Source organism: Cronobacter sp. HA18003 (genome assembly GCF_011605905.1).
Classification (GTDB): domain Bacteria; phylum Pseudomonadota; class Gammaproteobacteria; order Enterobacterales; family Enterobacteriaceae; genus Cronobacter; species Cronobacter sakazakii.
This window is the reverse complement of sequence record NZ_JAANQO010000011.1, coordinates 1932924-1952348: the sequence shown is the minus strand read 5'-3', so window position 1 is coordinate 1952348 and position 19425 is coordinate 1932924. Positions and strand designations below refer to the sequence as shown.

Below are 19425 nucleotides of genomic sequence, written 5' to 3'. Positions count from 1 at the left end.
AGGTTCAAGCGCTATGCAGACTCAAATCAAAGTGCGCGGGTATCACATGGATGTTTATCAGCACGTGAACAATGCGCGTTATCTGGAATTTCTTGAAGAAGCCCGCTGGGATGGGCTGGAAAACGATGAAAGCTTTAAATGGATGATGGCGAACAACATCGCGTTTATCGTCGCCAATATCAATATCAACTACCGTCGGCCCGCCGTGCTTGGCGATCTGCTGACTGTCACGAGCCAGGTGAAGCAGCTTAACGGTAAAAGCGGGGTCTTAAGCCAGGTCATTACGCTTGAGCCGGAAGGCGAAGTGGTCGCCGATGCGCTGATCACCTTTGTCTGTATCGATCTGAAAACGCAGAAAGCCTTACCGATTGAGGGCGAGCTGCGTGAAAAACTGGAAAAAATCACAGGGTAAATTCTGCAATAGTGGCGCTTGTGCTGGCAATCATGGATTTATCACCGCACAGGGTGAACAATCCGGTAGATGTTAACAGCCCACAAGCGTCGCGAAAAAACGCCTTCAAAATCAACAGGGCAGCCGTTCTTTAACAAGATGGGTTGTTGTAAAAATGTTGGTAGGATGCGGAAGGCGAAAAAATGCCATTCAGTACAAAGGGTTACTTTTAGTCTGTTCCCCGCGCGAGCGGGGATAAACCGGTAAACGGCGTTGCGCCGTCCGTCGTTGCCGACTGTTCCCCGCGCGAGCGGGGATAAACCGTGATGTAGCTCACCTGGCGTTCCCCACTCTCCCTGTTCCCCGCGCGAGCGGGGATAAACCGCCGGTACGGTTAGTGGCACCAGGCTTGGCGTGCTGTTCCCCGCGCGAGCGGGGATAAACCGCGTCGCTGACGGCGCGGTACGTGATTACCTGTCTGTTCCCCGCGCGAGCGGGGATAAACCGTGGCGGGTGGCGCGGGTTTAATCGGATTAGGGCTGTTCCCCGCGCGAGCGGGGATAAACCGCCGGATTCCATATCGGCGGCGGGCATAGGTGACTGTTCCCCGCGCGAGCGGGGATAAACCGTTTCCCCAGCTGCTCCCGCAGCACCTTACAGGCTGTTCCCCGCGCGAGCGGGGATAAACCGCGTGCTGCCGAGGTTGAGCGCCAGAACCAGGGCTGTTCCCCGCGCGAGCGGGGATAAACCGTTACAGTTAAGCGAAGAGGTAAGAGCGGCGAACTGTTCCCCGCGCGAGCGGGGATAAACCGAGATTTACGAAATAGACCCGATTCAGTGCATCCTGTTCCCCGCGCGAGCGGGGATAAACCGCGCTTAGCAACCCTAACGCTTATGCATTCCTCCTGTTCCCCGCGCGAGCGGGGATAAACCGTCACTTCGGAAAGCGGCGACAGCAAATAAGCACTTTTCCCCGCGCGAGCGGGGATAAACCGCGCACGCTTCCGTTTTCGCCGCGAGAGTGTAACTGTTCCCCGCGCGAGCGGGGATAAACCGGCTAGCGCGTTGAATGTGACGGTAGTTTTTCGCCTGTTCCCCGCGCGAGCGGGGATAAACCGCCGCTGACCAGGTCATTACAGCGCTTGCTGGTCTGTTCCCCGCGCGAGCGGGGATAAACCGAAATGTGGGCCAGCGGCAAAAGCATCTACTTCCTGTTCCCCGCGCGAGCGGGGATAAACCGTAATACCGCCGATTCGATCCACTCCGGCTTCCCTGTTCCCCGCGCGAGCGGGGATAAACCGTAGACCCTCGCACGGTTCGTCATTATCTCTCACTGTTCCCCGCGCGAGCGGGGATAAACCGAGCATCTTTTAAAGAGGTCTTTATGGGCCACACTGTTCCCCGCGCGAGCGGGGATAAACCGATTTGGTTCGGCCTGAACGATATACCGGTGAGCTGTTCCCCGCGCGAGCGGGGATAAACCGCCTCTAATACACAGGAGTTGCCACCCGGCGAGCTGTTCCCCGCGCGAGCGGGGATAAACCGAGTGTCTACATTTAATGATGTCAGTTTGTGTTCCGTTCCCCGCGCGAGCGGGGATAAACCGTCTTCCGGCGCGTCGGCCAGCTCCACCTGCTCCCGTTCCCCGCACGAGCGGGGATAAACCGATAACGGCCAACTTTACATTTAAAAATGATGGCCGTTCCCCGCGCGAGCGGGGATAAACTGAGCTCATGAAGCGCAACAGCTTCGGCTCTCTGGCGTTCCCCCGCCAGCCGTAATAAACCGCTCAGGCTCTTAGCGCCTGTCACTCGCCGCCCCCTTTCCCGCCACAATCTTCAGTAACGTTTATACTTCAAAGCCCTTGTTAAATTTTGAACACTGCGCAACGAAGGAGAGGCTATGCGAGTACACCATCTCAACTGCGGTTGTATGTGTCCTTTGGGCGGCGCGCTGTACGATGGCTTCAGTAAAGGGCTGCATGCGCACCTCATCTGCCACTGCCTGCTGATTGAAACCGACCATCACGGGCTGGTGCTGGTGGATACCGGCTTTGGCTGTGACGATATGCGCCATCCGCGCCGCCGTTTACCACTCTTTTTCCGGGCGCTGAATAATATCCAGTACCGGGAATCATTAACGGCGCTGCACCATATTAAAGCGCTCGGCTTTAAGCCGGAGGATGTACGGCACATTGTGCTGACGCATCTGGATTTCGATCATGCCGGCGGGCTGAGCGATTTCCCGCAGGCGCAGGTGCATCTGATGCAGCGTGAAATGACGGCTGCAGAAGGGCGCGGCACGTGGCTTGACAGCGCGCGCTATCGTCCGGGGCAATGGGGAAATCGTTCCGGCTGGCATGGCTATCATCCACATGGCGAGGCGTGGTTTGGTTTCAGCGCGGTGCGCGCGCTCGATGGTTTGCCGCCGGAGATCCTGTTAATCCCGCTGCCGGGGCATACGGAAGGGCACGCAGGTGTGGCGATTGATACGCCGCAGGGCTGGTTACTGCACGGCGGTGATGCGTGGTTCTATCGCGATGAAATGGCGGCAGACCCGCACTGTACGCCGGGCCTGCGCTTTTATCAGTGGATGATGCAAAAAGACAAAGCCGCGAGGCTTGCGAATCAGAAGCGCCTTCGGCTTCTGGCCGCTGACGCCAGCGCGGGCGTGACGCTGTTTTGCAGCCACGACGCCCGCGAATTTGAACGCCTGAGCGGGAAAAACCTGGCTATTTAAGCCCGGTTTTCTGTTTCATGGCGGCCATAATGGCAGGCTTATCGGCCTCATACTGACTAAGGCCATTGGCGCGCAGGTGGCAGGCCGCGCATTCGCCGCAGCCATCACCCTGAATGCCGTTATAGCAAGTCAGGGTCTGGTGGCGGATGACATCAAGCTTGCCCCAGTAATCGGCGAGCGCCCAGGTTTCGGCTTTGTTAAGCCACATCAGCGGCGTTTCAAAACGCACGTCGCGCGCCATGCCGAGCGCAACGGCATGATTCAGCGCTTTGACAAATTCATCGCGGCAATCCGGATAGCCGGAGAAATCGGTCTCGCACACGCCGGTAATCACCGCTTCTGCCTGCACCTGATACGCGTAAATCGACGCCAGCGTCAGGAAGAGAATATTGCGGCCAGGCACGAAAGTGCTCGGCAAGCCTTCGGCGTCAGGATCGTAATCCGGTACCGGGATGCTGTCGCGCGTCAGGCTGCTGACCGCGAGTTCGTTAAGCAGCGTCACATCCAGCACTTTATGCGCCCGTGCGCCCAGCGATGCGGCAAGGGCGCTGGCGACATCAATCTCCGCACGATGGCGCTGGCCGTAATCGAACGTGACGCAATGCACTTCATCATATTGATGTAACGCCTGAATCAGGCAGGTGGTGGAGTCCTGGCCTCCGCTGAAGACCACAACGGCACGTTTCATAAAGCCCCTGTCATTGAGTAGCAAAAACGTTATGGTAGCGCCGCACCGTCGCGTCCACCAGCTTCTTGCGGCGGCGGCAGCCACGCGCGGCTAAAATCAAACCAGCCGAGCGCGTTCAGTTCGATGCCGTTCACGCCCGGCGGCGCGCTTATCTGGTAGCGATAATTAAAGAGCGGAGTGATAACGGCGTCGTGCATCAGCGTCTGCCATACCTCGCGCAGCGCCGCGTGACGGCTCTGTTCATCAGGGTGGCTTTGCACCGCGTCAAGAGTGGCTTCCAGATGCGCCCGCTGTGGGCCTGTTAACAGATGCCGCCAGAGCGGATCGCAGCGCAGCCACTGCTCCAGCGTATATTCCGGCGCTTCGCCAATCAGCCTGTCACCCATGACGATATCCGCCTGCGCCAGTTGCGTACAGCCGTCCCAGTTTTTCGCATTATGAAAATGCAGCGTGAGCGTGCATCCACGCTGTGCCAGCTCATGCTGAAGCTGGCGTGCCATTACCGGCAATTCCACCGGCAGATGATAGACCAGCGTCAGCGAGGGCGGCAGCGGTGGCGGAGGCTCGTCGGGCCATTGCGGCAAATGCCAGCCCGGCAGCAGTTCACTGCTTGGTGTAATCAGATGCTCATCAAGCGGCAGGGAATCTATCATGCCGCTGCGGTGAACCCGTTGCATCAGCCAGCGCGCCTGCGCGTGTGAGAGTTGTCCGTTTTGCCGGATGCCGAGATAACAGAACCCGAGGCTGATGCTGTTGCTGACGGGGCGCAGATGCACGAGCTCTTCCTGCTGCCCGATGGCTATCTGTACCGGGTGCCGGCAGCTGGTACCGAGCGCGCTGTCGAAGAGACCGGGCGTTATCCAGTATTCAACCGCGTTCAGCAACGGGTGCCCGAGATGACAGCGATCGTGGCTTTCAATGCGCACCAGCTCAGGCGTAAACGTGGCGAGCCGGAATGGCCCGCTGCCGATCGTTGTGTCATCCGGATGCGCCAGATAACAGCCGTGACTGGCAAGACGCCACGCGAGCCAGTGATCCGGGCGCGTGAGTTCAAAACGCAGGCAGTGCTTATGCTCCACCGTAATCTCTCTGACGCTCGCGAAAAGCTGGCGCAGCGTCTCCAGCTCAAGCAGTTGTTGCAGCCGCTGGCGGAGTTGCCAGGCATCCACCGGCTCGTGATTGTGCCAGTGCAGGGTCGGGCGCAGATAAAACCACCAGCTGAGCCCGTCCGGCGAAACGCGCCAGTGGTGGGCTAAATCGCCTTCCGGGCGCGCGGTGTCGGGGTTAAAACGCGTCAGGCCGCTGAAAATCTGGCGGGCGAGATGCTGCTCGGCGCGGCCGGGCAAAAAGCCGGGCTTGAGCGGCTCCAGCGGGCGATAGTAAGGAATGCGTAGCGTCGGCGTGTCGTTATGCCACTGGCCGCCCAGAAACGGATGCAGTAACTGGCGCAGTTGCCCGGACGCCAGCTGTGCGAGCGCCAGCGCATTATGCGTCTGCCCCTGGCTTAACACCGTTTCCATCATGCCGGCGCGCACGGTGTGCGGCGATACCAGAAAGATCAGCTCGCCCCGCTTGCCGCGTCCCGACTGCGCGCGCCAGCGCAGCCAGCCGTGCTGTTCAAGCTGGCGAAGCAGCGTGCGCATGTGGCGTTCACTGCAAAAACAACGCACGGCGAGCTCGCTGATAGTCACGGCCTGCGGCGCGCCCTCAGAAGGCTGCCACAAACGCTGAAATTGATTAAGTCGGTTCAGAAGGCGCATATAAACCCGGAACGATTTTTCCTAACTCTTCACTATTAGTTCCGTATATGCCAGGCAATACTGCAAGTCAACCGACAGAGGGAGACGAACCATGGCGCGACTGGGTGCTTTTGATATGGATGGCACGCTGCTGATGCCTGACCATCAGCTTGGTGAAGCCACACAGATGGCGTTGCACCGTTTGCATCAGCGCGGCGTGACGCTGGCGTTTGCAACCGGTCGCCATTTGCTGGAAATGCGACAGATGCTGCAAAAAATCGCGCTGGAGGCGTTCCTCATTACCGGCAACGGTACGCGTATTCATGCGCCGTCGGGCGAGCTGCTGTTCGCGGAAGATTTATCGCCGCAGGTCGCGGAAGCGGTACTGCACGGCTACTGGGATACATCAGCCAGTCTGCACGTGTTTAACGACAGCGGCTGGCTGACGGATAACGACGATCCGGCGCTGCTGGACGCGCACGCCTGGAGCGGGTTTCGCTATCAGCTCACCGATCTGAAGCGGCTTCCCGCCCATCAGGTGACGAAAATCTGCTTTGTTGCCGATCACGACGCGCTGTGTGAGCTGCGCGTTAAGCTTTGTCAGACGCTTGGTTCGCAGGCGCATATTTGCTTTTCCGCGCTCGACTGTCTGGAGGTGCTGCCGCCGGGTTGTAATAAAGGCGCGGCGCTGCAGGCGTTGAGCCAGCATCTGGGCATTACGATGGCGGATTGTATGGCGTTTGGTGACGCCATGAACGACCGCGAGATGTTATCGCTGGCAGGGAAGGGGCTGATTATGGGCAACGCGATGCCGCAGCTTCTGGCAGAGCTCCCGCATCTGCCGGTGATCGGGCACTGCAGCAGACAGGCGGTCGCCCACTATTTGACGCATTGGCTGGACCATCCACACCTTGATTATTCCCCCGAATGATGAGGCATTCCAGCAAGCCGGGGGAACCCCCGGCTTTTTTTATTTACCACCGCTGATAGTGACCGTCAGCTTCATCAGTGAATAGTTGAAGAGATCCGGCGGCATGGTATCCGGGTTATAGAGATCGCCTGCGAAGCAGTAAACCTCCATTACACCTCCCCGTTTACCGAGCTCCAGCGCCTGCTGGAAGATATACGGCAGGTTTTCGTCATAGGTCACCGGCACATTGGCGTTATTGTTGATCACGCGGCCTTCATACGTTGCCTCTTTAAACGTGACGTTAACGGTCTCGCCTGGCGCAATGGCTTTTTTGCCAGCCTTCGCCTGCACAAAGAACAGCGATTTATTACGCTTGAGCAGTTTTTTCTTCGCGGTGGCTTTTTCAAGCTGATCAATACCCGCCTGATACTTTTTCTCTTCGCGACTCGAAAGCTCTTTCAGCATCGACTCATGCAGCGATAGCAGCGTTTTTGGTTCGACCGCGACTTTTTGCGCCAGGCCGTCTTTAATGCCTGCCAGCAGGATGGGGAGATTGGTTTTAATGCCAAGATCCGCCATCTGATCCATGCTCTTTTGCACCAGCCTTGAGAACATCACGCCGTTCGCATAGGACTGCTTATTGGCTTTATCCTTAAGCGCCGCGGCGCTGACTTCCGCTTCAGATTTCGTCGCCGCCACTGTTTGCGCCTGCGTTGCCGCGTCGGCTTTCAGTTTTTCCGCCTGCGCCAGCAGCTCTGCTTTTTCTTTCTCGGCCTGCGCTTTTTGCGCCTCGGTTTGCGCGCTCAGGCTGGCCAGTTTGGCGTTGAGTTCTTCATTGGCGTGTTTAAGGGCTTCCAGCTCAGCCTGTGTTTTTTGCTGGCTGGTGGCGGAGGCGGTAGTCAGCGCTTTGGCCGACTGCGCCTCTTCTTTCAGCGCGAGCAGCGCTTTATCCGACTGCTGTAAACGACTTTCTTTGTCTGCCAGCGACTGCTTCAGTGTGGCGATATCTGCCTGGGCGGCAGCAAGCTGCTGAGTGAGCGCTTCTTTTGCCGCGACAATCTGCGCGGCCTGCTGTTGTTGACTTTGCAGCGCCTGCGCTTTTTCGCTCTGGCTGCCTTTCAGGCTGGCAAGCTCTGAGGCAAGGGCCGCGACTTTTTCCTGCGAGGTGGCGGCAAGCGTTGTCGAGGCGTTGAGTTTTTCCGTAAGAGCGGCGATCTGCGCCTTAAGCGCGGCTTCTGCCGCCTGATTTTTCTCAAGCAACGCGGTCTGCTCCGCCTGCGCTTTTTGCAGTTTCGCTTTCTCTTCTTTGCTAAGTGAACTGTTCTTCATCAGCAGGCTGTTCTGCTCGGTGAGCGAGGCTTTCTCTTCCTCAAGCTGCGCGAGCTGTTTGTTCAGTGCACCGATGCTCTTCTCATTTTGCGCCGTCAGCGCCGCTTTTTCTTGTTCAAGCTGCGTGAGTTGCTTTTGCAGCGAGGTCTGGCTCTTCTCGCGCTCGCTGCCTGCCTTTTGGAGCGCGGCGAGTTCGGCGGTGCGTTTATCAAGCTCTGCCTGCAGCGCCTGCGCTTTTTTATTAGCGGCATCGATGCTCTGCGCACTTTGCGCCGTCAGCGCCGCTTTTTCTTGTTCAAGCTGCGTGAGCTGTTTTTGCAAATCGCTCTGGCTCTTCTCGTGCTCGCTGCCTGTCTTCTGGAGCGCGGCGAGTTCGGCACTGCGTTTATCAAGCTCTGCCTGCAGCGCCTGCGCTTTTTTATTAGCGGCATCGATGCTCTGCGCACTTTGCGCCGTCAGCGCCGTTTTCTCTTTTTCCAGTTGTGCAAGCTGTTTTTCCAGCGCGCTCTGGCTCTGCGCGCGTTTATCGCCCGCATTTTTCAGCGCCACCAGTTCATCGGCGCGCTTATTCAGTTCATTGCGCAGTGCCTGCATGTCGCGGTTAAAACGCGCTGTGTCTTTCGTATTACGTTCTGCGATGGCGGCTTTTTCTGTTTCAAGACGCGCAATCTGTTTTTGCAGTGCGCTTTCGCTCGCCGCCTGGCTGTTGTTTGATTTTTTGAGTTGCGCCAGTTCTTCGGTTTTGCTGGCAAGCGACGCCTGAAGCTCCGCGGTTTTCTGCTCCAGCGCTTCAATGCGCGCGGCCTGTTGCGTGCTGGTAGCACCTTGTTCGCGCTGCGCGTTTTGCAGGCTGCGGGAGAGGCGGTCGTTCTCTTTCGCAAGCGCGCTATTGTCTTTCAGCAGTTGCGTATTTTGCGCCTGAAGATCGCCGGGAGCGCTGAGGCTTTTCTTCTCTTGTTCCGCAGCTTTAAGCTGTTTTTTCAGGCGAGCGATCTCCTGCTGGAGATCGTTGATTTGCGCCCGGGAAGCGGATGGCGTTTGTTGACGATGGGTGGGGGCAGGGAAGTCTATCTGCTTCACTTCGATTTGCTGAATTGACGACAGAAAATCATTTCCCTGAACGGCAGCGCTATTTTGCGCAGCCCAGGACGACTGTCCGCTCAGTGCGAGCGCCAGTAAAACAGCGATCGCGCTTTTATGGCTTTTGATGCTTCCCTTCATCCCATCACCTCTCATTTAGCAAGCCCTGCGCCTTTTTTCAGTTCGGCCAGAAGAGACTGTGAAATTGTATTGCAGGCGTCATTGACCCGGAATTGATACAGCGGAGTGATGGTTTCCACCATAATATTGGACAGATCGTTACTGATAGAGGCGTAATATTGTGTCGCTTTAATGCTGCGATATAGCGTGTCGATCTGCTCACGATATTTTTCACGGTTAATATCTGAAAGGTGTTTAGTCTCCGCGAGGCAGCGTTCAAGACGCAGTTTGGTATCACTGCTGACGGGGGCTAACTGATTCATGGATTCAACCGGCGTTGGGGCAGGCTGTGCGGGGACGACAGGCGTCTGCGACACATTGCTTTTTACCGGGGCGCTTTTAGGGGCGGTGGTACAGGCGCTTAAAGACATCATCATCGCAGCGATATAAAGGATTTTTTTGTCCAACATATTATCTCTTATGTGTCTGATTACAGAATGCCAGCAATCCCTGCGCAATCTGGCCGGGATGATCCGAAATATGTCCAGTAATAGACTGGCTAACCACAAACAGCGCGCTGCATTAGGCCAGCATACCGGGAGAAAGAAAGGTGATTTTATACAGAGTTTATCAAGATAGATTTTAATAAATTCTTAAAAGTGATTCTTCGCTATTTCAAAAGTATGAAAATCTATAATTACGATGGAGTTGTATTGTTTTATTTTATCAATAAATTATATGCATAGATTTCAGGAATGTTTTTATTTTATATTTTTGGAATAAACAGGGCGTGACATAAATTTAAAAGCATGATGCATATAAAAAGCGGCGAAGGTTCGCCGCTTTGATCTTCACCTTTCCATCTTAACCCACGAGTTCCTGAATGGCTGCGCGCCAGGGCGAGATATCGTCAATCGAGGCCGCCACCCATTCCGGGTTGTGATAGGTTTCGAGATACCGCTCGCCGCTGTCGCACAACAGCGTAACGATAGCGCCGCAGCGGCCTTCTTCACGCATCCGCGCGGCCAGCTGCAGCGCGCCCCACATGTTGGTGCCGGTGGAAGCACCCACTTTGCGGCCCAGCAGTTCGCTAAGCCATTGCATCGCCGCCACGCTCGCGGCATCCGGCACCTGCAACATTTCATCAATAACATCGGGAATAAAAGAGGGTTCGACGCGCGGACGGCCAATCCCTTCAATGCGGCTGCCCACATTGTTTTTCAGCCCGCTGTCGCGCTGCTGCCAGTAATCGTAAAACACCGAGTTCTCAGGGTCGACCACCATCAGACGCGTGGCGTGCCCCTGATAACGCAGATAGCGGCCAATGGTGGCCGATGTACCGCCGGTACCGGCGCTCATCACGATGTAATCAGGAACCGGGTGCGGCTCGCCTGCCATCTGCCGGAAAATACTGTCGGCGATATTGTTGTTGCCGCGCCAGTCGGTCGCGCGCTCGGCGTAGGTAAACTGATCCATATAGCGGCCACGCAACTCGCGGGCGAGCACCTCGGAGGCCTCGTAAATTTCACAGGCGCTCTGCACGAAGTGGCAGCGGCCGCCGTAAAATTCAATTTGTTCCACTTTGCGCCGCGCGGTGCAGGCGGGCATCACAGCGATAAACGGCAGGCCCAGCATGCGGGCAAACCAGGCTTCGGAAACCGCGGTCGAGCCGGAAGAGGCCTCGATAATCGGCGTGCCTTCGCGGATCCAGCCGTTGCTCAGGCCGTATAAAAACAGCGAGCGCGCCAGGCGGTGTTTCAGGCTGCCGGTAGGGTGCGTGCTTTCATCTTTCAGATAGAACCAGATGCCCGGAAAGGCGGGCAGAGTAAAGCGGATCAAATGGGTATCCGCGGATCGCCGGGCGTCGGCGTGGATCTCATTAATGGCGTGGTGAACCCAGGTGCTGGACATGATACGTTCCGGTTTATCAATTTGTGCCCAGCGTAAAGCATCTTTCAGGAAAATAAGTTGCCATTTAGCCTGCCTGTTGCTGATATGAGAGGAAAATTTTCTACAGGAATCGGGAATGTTAGATAAAATTGATTGCAGACTGCTGGCGCTGCTTCAGGAGGACGCGACGCTCTCTTTGCAGGCGCTCGCCGATGCCGTTAATCTGACGACGACGCCCTGCTGGAAGCGGCTCCGGCGGCTTGAAGATGACGGCTATATTATTAAGCGCGTCGCGCTGCTCGACCCGGAAAAACTCGGCCTCGGCCTCACCGCTTTTATGCTGATCAAAACGCAGCATCACAGCAGCGACTGGTACAGTCAGTTTGTCGCGGTGGTGGAGGAAATGCCGGAAGTGCTCGGTTTCTGGCGCATGGCGGGCGAATACGACTACCTTATGCGGGTACAGGTGGCCGATATGAAAAGCTATGATGACTTTTATAAACGTCTGGTCAACCGGGTGCCGGGGCTGTCAGATGTCACGTCGAGCTTCGCCATGGAGCAGATAAAATACACCACGGCCCTGCCGCTTAAGCGCTGAACCGTCTGGCTCGCCACGACGCCCGCGCTTTATCATCAGACCAATCAGGAATTTCGCGTGCGATTATTTGCTCAGTTAAGCTGGTATTTTAGCCGGGAGTGGCGTCGCTACCTCGGCGCGGTTGCCCTGCTTATTGTTATCGCCATTCTGCAACTGGTGCCGCCAAAAGTGGTGGGCTACGTTGTCGATGGCGTCACTCAACACCATTACACCACGCGCCAGGTGCTGCTGTGGGTGGGCCTGCTGGTGGTGATTGCGGTAGTGGTTTATCTGCTGCGCTACGTCTGGCGCGTGCTGCTTTTCGGCGCGTCCTATCAGCTGGCCGTTGAACTGCGGCGCGATTTTTACCGCCAGCTCAGCCGCCAGCATCCGGAGTTTTATCTGCGTCACCGCACCGGTGATTTGATGGCGCGCGCGACTAACGATGTCGATCGCGTGGTCTTCGCCGCCGGCGAGGGCGTGCTGACGCTGGTCGATTCGCTGGTGATGGGCTGCGCGGTGCTGGTCATCATGTGTACGCAGATCAGCTGGCAGCTCACGCTGCTGGCGCTGTTGCCGATGCCGGTGATGGCGATTGTCATCAAGCGCTACGGCGATCAGCTACACCACCGTTTCAAGGCCGCGCAGGCGGCGTTCTCATCGTTGAACGACAGAACGCAGGAGAGCCTGACCAGCATCCGCATGATTAAAGCGTTCGGCCTGGAAGACAGACAGTCGGCGCTGTTTTCTGAAGACGCGCGCGATACCGGCGTGAAAAACCTGCGTGTGGCGCGCGTGGACGCCCGCTTCGACCCGACGATTTATATCGCGATTGGCATGGCGAACCTGCTGGCCATCGGCGGCGGCAGCTGGATGGTGATGAACGGCACGCTGACGCTCGGCCAGCTCACCAGCTTTACGATGTATCTGGGCCTGATGATCTGGCCAATGCTGGCGCTGGCGTGGATGTTTAACATCGTCGAGCGCGGCAGCGCAGCGTACAGCCGCATTCGCGCGCTGCTGGCGGAGGCGCCGGTAGTGAAAGATGGCCAGGCGTCGCTGCCCGCCGGGCGCGGTGTGCTGAACGTGGCTATCCGCGAATTCCGCTATCCACATGCCGCGCGCGATACGCTGCGTAACGTGCAGTTCACGCTGAAACCCGGCCAGATGCTGGGGCTGTGCGGCCCGACCGGTGCCGGCAAAACCAGCGTGCTGTCGCTTATCCAGCGCCATTTCGATCTCGACGCAGGGGAAATTACGTTCCATGACGTCTCGCTTGACCGCGTGCATCTGGATGACTGGCGTGGACGGCTTGCGGTCGTCAACCAGACGCCGTTCTTATTCTCCGACACGGTTGCCAGCAATATTGCGCTCGGCAAGCCCGACGCCACGCAGGAAGAGATAGAACAGGCGGCGAAACTCGCCTGTGTGCATGACGATATTCTGCGTCTGCCGCAGGGGTATGACACCCAGGTCGGCGAGCGCGGCGTGATGCTCTCCGGCGGGCAGAAGCAGCGCATCTCTATTGCCCGCGCGCTGCTGCTGGAGGCCGAAATTCTGGTGCTGGATGACGCGCTCTCCGCCGTTGACGGCCGTACTGAACATCAGATTCTGCATAACCTGCGCCAGTGGGGCGAAAACCGCACGGTTATCATCAGCGCGCACCGGCTGTCGGCGCTGACCGAAGCCAGCGAAATTCTGGTGCTGCAACACGGCCAGGTGGCGCAGCGCGGGCGTCATGAGTCGCTCGCGGCACAGCCCGGCTGGTACCGGGATATGTATCGCTATCAGCAGCTCGAAGCGGCGCTGGATGACGCGCCGGAAGAGAACGACGAGGAGGCGCTGAATGCGTAATACCGTAAAAAGCTGGCCGACGCTAAAACGTCTGCTGGCGTATGGCTCGCCGTGGCGTAAACCGCTCGGCGGCGCGGTGCTGATGCTGTGGGTGGCCGCCGCCGCGGAAGTGACCGGGCCTGCGCTCATCAGCTACTTCATCGACAACCTGGTCGCGAAAAACCAGCTGCCGCTGGGGCTGGTGGCCGGGCTGGCGTTCGCGTATGTGCTACTGCAAATCCTCGCCGCCGGGCTGCACTACTGGCAGGCGCTGCTGTTTAACCAGGCGGCGGTGGGCGTGGTGCAACAGTTGCGTACTGATGTAATGGATGCCGCGCTGCGCCAGCCGCTCAGCGCGTTCGACACGCAGCCGGTGGGGCAGCTGATTTCGCGCGTCACTAACGATACCGAGGTGATCCGCGATCTCTATGTCACGGTCGTGGCGACGGTGTTGCGCAGCGCCGCGCTTATCGGCGCGATGCTAGTGGCGATGTTCAGCCTCGACTGGCGTATGGCGCTGGTGGCCATCACTATCTTCCCGGCGGTGCTTATCGTCATGATGATTTATCAGCGCTACAGCACGCCGATTGTGCGCCGGGTGCGAACCTATCTGGCGGACATTAACGACGGCTTTAATGAAGTCATCAGCGGGATGAATGTCATCCAGCAGTTCCGCCAGCAGACGCGTTTTGGCGAGCGCATGAACGCCGCCAGCCATTCGCACTATCTGGCGCGAATGCAGACGCTGCGCCTGGACGGCTTTCTGCTGCGCCCGTTGCTGAGCCTCTTTTCCGCGCTGGTGCTGTGCGGCCTGCTGATGCTGTTCGGCTTCACCGCCATCGGGACGATTCAGGTGGGGGTTCTCTACGCCTTTATCAGCTATCTGGGCCGCCTGAACGAGCCGCTGATTGAACTCACCACCCAGCAGTCGATTTTGCAGCAGGCACTGGTGGCGGGCGAACGTGTGTTTGAGCTGATGGACAGGCCGCGCCAGGATTACGGCCACGACGACCGCCCGCTGACGAGCGGCGCGATTGAGGTGGATAATGTCTCTTTCGCCTATCGCGACGATCAGCTGGTGCTGAAAGATATTTCGCTCTCGGTGCCGTCCCGTCACTTCGTGGCGCTGGTCGGTCATACCGGCAGCGGCAAAAGCACGCTCGCGAGCCTGCTGATGGGGTATTACCCGCTCAGCAGCGGCGAAATCCGCCTTGATGGCCGTCCGCTGGCTTCGCTCAGCCACGGCGTGCTGCGTAAAGGCGTGGCGATGGTGCAGCAGGATCCTGTCGTGCTGGCCGATTCGTTCTTCGCGAACGTCACGCTCGGGCGTGATATCGACGAAGCGCGCGTCTGGGAGGTGCTGGAAACGGTACAACTGGCCGAGCTGGCGCGCGGCATGAGCGAGGGCATTCATACCCGCCTTGGCGAGCAGGGCAATAATCTCTCCGTCGGGCAGAAGCAGTTGCTGGCGCTGGCGCGCGTGCTGGTGGACGCGCCGCAAATCCTTATCCTTGATGAGGCGACGGCGAATATTGATTCCGGCACCGAGCAGGCGATTCAGCATGCGCTGGCCGCTATCCGGCCGCACACGACGCTGGTGGTTATCGCGCATCGTCTCTCAACGATCGTGGAAGCCGACACCATTCTGGTGCTGCATCGCGGGCAGGCAGTAGAGCGGGGCAGCCATCAGGCGCTGCTTGAGGCGCGCGGACGCTACTGGCAGATGTATCAGCTCCAGCTTGCGGGTGAAGAGCTACAGGCCGCCGCGAAAGAGGAGCCGCTCAGCGCCTGATGCACCAAAATCAGGCGTTCTGCTAACACGCATCGTTAGTGGTGCAAAAATGTAACGCACCGTGCACTCGCATGGTGCGTTTTTCTTTTCTGCCTTCCGTTTCCTTCAATTAATCCTGCTTTCCTGCCGCAGTTTTTGCCGCCGCCGCACGCTTTTCTATTCCTGGCACGCCGCTTGCTTTATCAGATCATCTTCGCTGCCGCATTACCCATTTCTGACTGGAGGGGATCTATGAAGCTGGTTACCGTGGTAATCAAACCGTTCAAACTGGAAGATGTGCGTGAAGCACTCTCCACCATTGGCATTCAGGGGCTTACCGTCACCGAAGTGAAAGGGTTCGGGCGCCAGAAAGGCCATGCCGAGCTTTACCGCGGCGCCGAATACAGCGTGAACTTCCTGCCGAAAGTAAAAATCGACGTGGCAATCGCCGACGATCAGCTGGATGAAGTGATCGAGGTGGTCAGCAAGGCCGCGTGGACCGGAAAAATTGGCGACGGCAAAATTTTTGTCGCCGAACTGCAACGCGTGATTCGTATTCGTACCGGCGAAGCCGACGAAGCGGCTCTCTGATTTCTGGCCAACCGTTACAGGAATGCACAAGATGAAACACACAGCTTTCAAATCGGGTTTCGGCCTGCTTGCTCTTCTGCCGGGTATCGCCCTGGCGGCGCCCGCGGTGGCGGACAAAGCCGATAACGCTTTTATGATGATCTGCACCGCGCTGGTGCTGTTTATGACCATCCCGGGGCTTGCGCTGTTTTACGGCGGTCTTATCCGCGCGAAAAACGTGCTCTCAATGCTGACGCAGGTGTCTGTCGCGTTCGCGCTGGTCTGCGTCCTCTGGGTGGTCTATGGCTACTCACTGGCGTTCGGCAGCGGCGGCAGCTTCTTTGGCAATGTCGACTGGCTGCTGCTGAAGGGCATTAAAATTACCGACCTGATGGGCACCTTCTATCAGTACATTCACGTCGCGTTCCAGGGCTCTTTCGCCTGTATCACCGTGGGGCTTATCGTCGGCGCGCTGGCGGAACGCATCCGCTTCTCGGCCGTGCTTATCTTCGTGGCGGTGTGGCTCACCTTCTCCTATGTGCCGATTGCCCATATGGTCTGGGGCGGCGGCCTGCTGGCCTCTGACGGCGCGCTGGATTTCGCGGGCGGCACCGTGGTGCACATTAACGCGGCGGTAGCGGGTCTGGTGGGTGCGTATCTGGTTGGCAAGCGCGTTGGCTTCGGCAAAGAAGCGTTTAAACCGCATAACCTGCCGATGGTCTTTACCGGCACTGCGATCCTCTACTTCGGCTGGTTCGGCTTTAACGCCGGCTCCGCCAGCGCCGCCAACGAAATCGCGGGTCTGGCGTTTGTGAACACGGTTGTTGCAACGGCGGCGGCCATCCTTGCGTGGGTGTTTGGTGAATGGGCGCTGCGCGGTAAGCCATCGCTGCTGGGCGCATGTTCCGGCGCCATTGCCGGTCTGGTGGGCGTGACGCCTGCGTGCGGCTACATCGGCGTGGGCGGCTCGCTTATCGTGGGTATCGCGGCAGGTCTGGCGGGCTTGTGGGGCGTCACGCTGCTGAAACGCTGGCTGCGCGTTGACGACCCGTGCGACGTATTCGGCGTGCATGGCGTCTGTGGGATTGTGGGTTGCATCCTGACCGGTATTTTTGCCTCAACATCGCTTGGCGGTGTGGGTTACGCCGCGGGCGTGACGATGGGTCATCAGGTGCTGGTGCAGCTTGAGAGCATCGCCATTACCGTTGTCTGGTCCGCTGTGGTCGCGTTTATCGCCTATAAAGCGGCGGATTTGACCGTGGGCCTGCGTGTCTCCGAAGAGCAGGAGCGCGAAGGGCTGGATGTCAACAGCCACGGCGAGAACGCCTACAACGCTTGATAGCGGCGTTATCTCCGGAGCAAAAAACCTCCCGCATGCGGGAGGTTTTTTATGGGGGCGAGTGGCAAGGTGGGTGCGCTTCGCTTACCCACCCTACAAAAGACGATCACATAGACTGTATTAAACGTAGGACGGGTAAGCCACGCGCACCCGCCATGAAAGGGGCTATGAATGTAAAGGTGGGTGCGCTTTGCTTACCCACCCTACAAAAGACGCTCACATAGACTGTATTAAACGTAGGGCGGGTCACCCGCCGGGTCGCAAAAAAATTATCCGCGCTTTCTCATCACGCCTTCCTGCACAGTCGAGGCGACCAGCACGCCGTCCTGCGTATAAAACTCACCGCGCACAAAACCGCGGGCGCTGGAGGCGGACGTACTCTCCACGCTGTAAAGCAGCCACTGGTTCATATCGAACGGGCGGTGGAACCACATCGAATGATCGATGGTCGCCACCTGCATCCCCGGCTCCAGGAAGCCAACGCCGTGCGGTTGCAGCGCCACCACCAGGAAATTGAAATCCGATGCGTAACCGAGCAGCGACTGATGCACGCGCACGTCGTCCGGCATCTGCCCGTTGGCGCGCATCCACACCTGACGCTCCGGTTTCGCCGTGTGGCCTTTTAACGGGTTGTGAAACTCTACCGGGCGGATCTCCAGCGGCTTATCGCACAGAAATTTGTCCTTCACCTGCGGCGGCAGAAGGTGCGCCAGCGAGCAGGCAATCTCCGTTTCCGATTTCAGCCCGTCAGGCGCGGGCGCAGGCGGCATGGGTTTCTGATGCTCGAAGCCGCTTTCCGGCGCCTGGAACGACGCGGTCATATAAAAAATCGGTTTACCGTTCTGGATAGCCGCCACGCGCCGGGCGCTGAAGCTATTGCCGTCGCGCAGCACTTCCACGTCATAAACAATGGGTTTCTGGCTGTCACCGGGGCGCAGAAAATAGCTGTGGAATGAATGCACCAGACGCTCTTCCGGCACCGTTGCTTTGGCGGCGTACAGCGCCTGGCCGACGACCTGGCCGCCGAACACCTGCCGTAATCCGAGATCTTCGCTTTGGCCGCGAAAGAGCCCTTCTTCAATTTTTTCCAGATTTAATAACGCGAGTAAGTTGCTCAGCGCCTGACTCATAAAGGGTCCTCTACATACCGGGAAATGCACAGCCGTGCGAATGAATATATCCCGATTATAACGCAGAACGGCAACTGGTCAGAGGGGTTAAATAATCTTAATAGCGCCCCGTTTCCAGGCGAAAATTAGTGATATGTGCCACACTTAGCACGACAAACATGTTGTAACAGCTCACGCTGGTGAGTGCCTGGCGCTTACTGGTGGAATGAAAATAAGGAGAACGCCATGAAACTCGTGCACATGTTAAGTGGTTTAGCCGTTGCCGTTGCTCTGGCCGGTTGCGCGCAGGATAAAAGTGCTGATATTGCTGTTCCAGCCCCGAACCCGAATACTTCCGGCGTCGCGACCAAGCCGGTGATTAAGCAGCCGAACGTTTCCGGTACCGTCTGGATCCGCCAGAAAGTGGCTCTGCCGTCGGACGCCGTGCTGACCGTGACCCTTTCTGACGCCACCCAGGCGAACGCGCCGTCGAAAGTGCTGGCGCAGAAAGTGGTGCGTACCGAAGGTAAACAGGCACCGTTCAGCTTCGTACTGCCGTTTAACCCGTCCGACATTCAGCCGAACGCCCGCGTTCTGCTGAGTGCGGCGATCACGGTTAAAGATAAGCTGGTGTTTATCACCGACCGCGTCCAGCCTGCGGTGAACGAAGGTGGCACCAAAATCGACCTGACGCTGGTGCCGGTGCAGCAGACCGCGGTGCCGGTACAGTCTGGTGGCGGTGCGGTGACAAGCGTGCCGTCAACCTCGCCGACGCAGGTCACGCCGTCCTCCGCCGTTCCGGCCCCGACGACGTACTAAACCCGCACAAGCGCCTCTTCGGAGGCGCTTTTCAGTAGCGCCACCCGTAGCGCGCCAGATCGATCTCTCCTTTCCCTGAGACCTGCACCCCCTCCGCGAGCAACGCCTGCCGCTGGCGCTGTAAATCCGGCCCGGTCAGCGAAATTTCCCCGTGACAATTCACCACCCGATGCCACGGCAGCGTGCTGCCTTCCGGCAGACGCTTTAGCACGCCGCCTACCTGACGCGCCGCCCGCGGCGAGCCCGCCAGCCGCGCCACCTCGCCATAGGTCGTGACGCAGCCTTCCGGGATGGCGGCGACAATCTGGTAAACGCGCTGTGGAAAGGTGTCGTGGTGGTTCATAGAGGCTCCTTGATTTCAGGCGTTAAGCATAAGAAAGAGCGGGCGAAGGGCGCAACTGGGAGGCGTTTTTTATCAGTCATTTCAATGTAAATTCTTTATATATCAGTTAATTGTATATTTTCAGGGAAAAGGAAATACGCTTGCGCTCACGGTACGATTCCGGCGTGCGCCGCAGAAT

General features: G+C 58.1%; 16 protein-coding genes and 1 CRISPR repeat array. Of the genes, 9 read left to right on the top strand and 7 right to left on the bottom strand.

Features of this window, described 5'->3' with window-relative positions:
* Window positions 1–13: 13 nt before the first annotated feature.
* Window positions 14–412 (top strand): YbgC/FadM family acyl-CoA thioesterase, encoded by a 399-nt coding sequence (locus tag G6041_RS10365; RefSeq protein ID WP_007902862.1) that lies wholly within the window; start codon window positions 14–16, stop codon window positions 410–412.
* A 213-nt stretch (window positions 413–625) separates the two neighbouring features.
* Window positions 626–2119: a CRISPR direct-repeat array (repeat unit 29 nt; unit sequence CTGTTCCCCGCGCGAGCGGGGATAAACCG).
* Between the two features lie 174 nt (window positions 2120–2293).
* Window positions 2294–3130 carry an MBL fold metallo-hydrolase gene (locus G6041_RS10360; protein WP_029464267.1) on the top strand — a complete coding sequence of 279 codons (837 nt, stop codon included), beginning with the start codon at window positions 2294–2296 and terminating at the stop codon, window positions 3128–3130.
* Here G6041_RS10360 and queC read toward each other — a convergent pair.
* Both queC and G6041_RS10350 read right to left on the bottom strand, forming a co-directional pair.
* Window positions 3123–3818, bottom strand: coding sequence for a 7-cyano-7-deazaguanine synthase QueC (gene queC, locus G6041_RS10355; RefSeq protein ID WP_012125485.1), 696 nt, complete (start codon window positions 3816–3818; stop codon window positions 3123–3125). The genes G6041_RS10360 and queC overlap by 8 nt on opposite strands.
* A 29-nt stretch (window positions 3819–3847) precedes the next feature.
* Window positions 3848–5578 (bottom strand): SgrR family transcriptional regulator, encoded by a 1731-nt coding sequence (locus G6041_RS10350; RefSeq protein ID WP_012125484.1) that lies wholly within the window; start codon window positions 5576–5578, stop codon window positions 3848–3850.
* Between the two features lie 91 nt (window positions 5579–5669).
* Between G6041_RS10350 and cof the strand changes: the two genes are divergently transcribed.
* Entirely contained in the window at window positions 5670–6488 is an 819-nt protein-coding gene (cof, locus tag G6041_RS10345) for an HMP-PP phosphatase (protein ID WP_012125483.1), read from the top strand.
* A 39-nt stretch (window positions 6489–6527) separates the two neighbouring features.
* Here the strand turns inward: cof and G6041_RS21425 are convergent, their stop codons facing one another.
* The 3 genes from G6041_RS21425 to G6041_RS10330 all read right to left on the bottom strand — a co-directional run bounded on the left by G6041_RS21425 (window position 6528) and on the right by G6041_RS10330 (window position 10907).
* The gene (locus G6041_RS21425; protein WP_227003068.1) at window positions 6528–9017 is read right to left on the bottom strand and encodes a hypothetical protein; all 2490 of its coding nucleotides are present in this window, start codon (window positions 9015–9017) and stop codon (window positions 6528–6530) included.
* Window positions 9018–9028: 11 nt separating this feature from the next.
* Complete coding sequence (locus G6041_RS10335; protein WP_007865247.1) at window positions 9029–9466, bottom strand: hypothetical protein; 438 nt, start codon at window positions 9464–9466, stop codon at window positions 9029–9031.
* Between the two features lie 394 nt (window positions 9467–9860).
* Window positions 9861–10907, bottom strand: coding sequence for a PLP-dependent cysteine synthase family protein (locus G6041_RS10330; protein WP_012125481.1), 1047 nt, complete (start codon window positions 10905–10907; stop codon window positions 9861–9863).
* Between the two features lie 115 nt (window positions 10908–11022).
* Here G6041_RS10330 and G6041_RS10325 point away from each other — a divergent pair, with 115 nt between their 5' ends.
* The 5 genes from G6041_RS10325 to amtB all read left to right on the top strand — a co-directional run bounded on the left by G6041_RS10325 (window position 11023) and on the right by amtB (window position 16976).
* Entirely contained in the window at window positions 11023–11484 is a 462-nt protein-coding gene (locus tag G6041_RS10325) for an Lrp/AsnC family transcriptional regulator (protein WP_004387554.1), read from the top strand.
* Window positions 11485–11541: 57 nt separating this feature from the next.
* Window positions 11542–13317, top strand: a complete 1776-nt coding sequence (locus G6041_RS10320) for a SmdA family multidrug ABC transporter permease/ATP-binding protein (RefSeq protein ID WP_041460591.1) — start codon at window positions 11542–11544, stop codon at window positions 13315–13317.
* A complete protein-coding gene (locus G6041_RS10315; RefSeq protein ID WP_012125477.1) occupies window positions 13310–15088 on the top strand; it encodes a SmdB family multidrug efflux ABC transporter permease/ATP-binding protein in 1779 nt (592 codons plus the stop codon). Before G6041_RS10320 ends, G6041_RS10315 begins: the two co-directional genes overlap by 8 nt.
* 231 nt (window positions 15089–15319) lie before the next feature.
* Window positions 15320–15658: a P-II family nitrogen regulator gene (glnK, locus tag G6041_RS10310; RefSeq protein ID WP_004387552.1), complete on the top strand. Its 339-nt coding sequence runs from the start codon at window positions 15320–15322 to the stop codon at window positions 15656–15658.
* A 31-nt stretch (window positions 15659–15689) separates the two neighbouring features.
* Complete coding sequence (amtB, locus tag G6041_RS10305; protein WP_004387551.1) at window positions 15690–16976, top strand: ammonium transporter AmtB; 1287 nt, start codon at window positions 15690–15692, stop codon at window positions 16974–16976.
* Between the two features lie 269 nt (window positions 16977–17245).
* On the opposite strand, the gene tesB is transcribed toward amtB, so the two are convergent.
* Entirely contained in the window at window positions 17246–18106 is an 861-nt protein-coding gene (tesB, locus tag G6041_RS10300; protein WP_012125475.1) for an acyl-CoA thioesterase II, read from the bottom strand.
* A 225-nt stretch (window positions 18107–18331) separates the two neighbouring features.
* Between tesB and G6041_RS10295 the strand changes: the two genes are divergently transcribed.
* Complete coding sequence (locus tag G6041_RS10295; protein ID WP_041460590.1) at window positions 18332–18904, top strand: YbaY family lipoprotein; 573 nt, start codon at window positions 18332–18334, stop codon at window positions 18902–18904.
* A 31-nt stretch (window positions 18905–18935) separates the two neighbouring features.
* Here the strand turns inward: G6041_RS10295 and G6041_RS10290 are convergent, their stop codons facing one another.
* Complete coding sequence (locus G6041_RS10290) at window positions 18936–19247, bottom strand: MGMT family protein (protein WP_054628518.1); 312 nt, start codon at window positions 19245–19247, stop codon at window positions 18936–18938.
* Window positions 19248–19425: the final 178 nt, after the last annotated feature.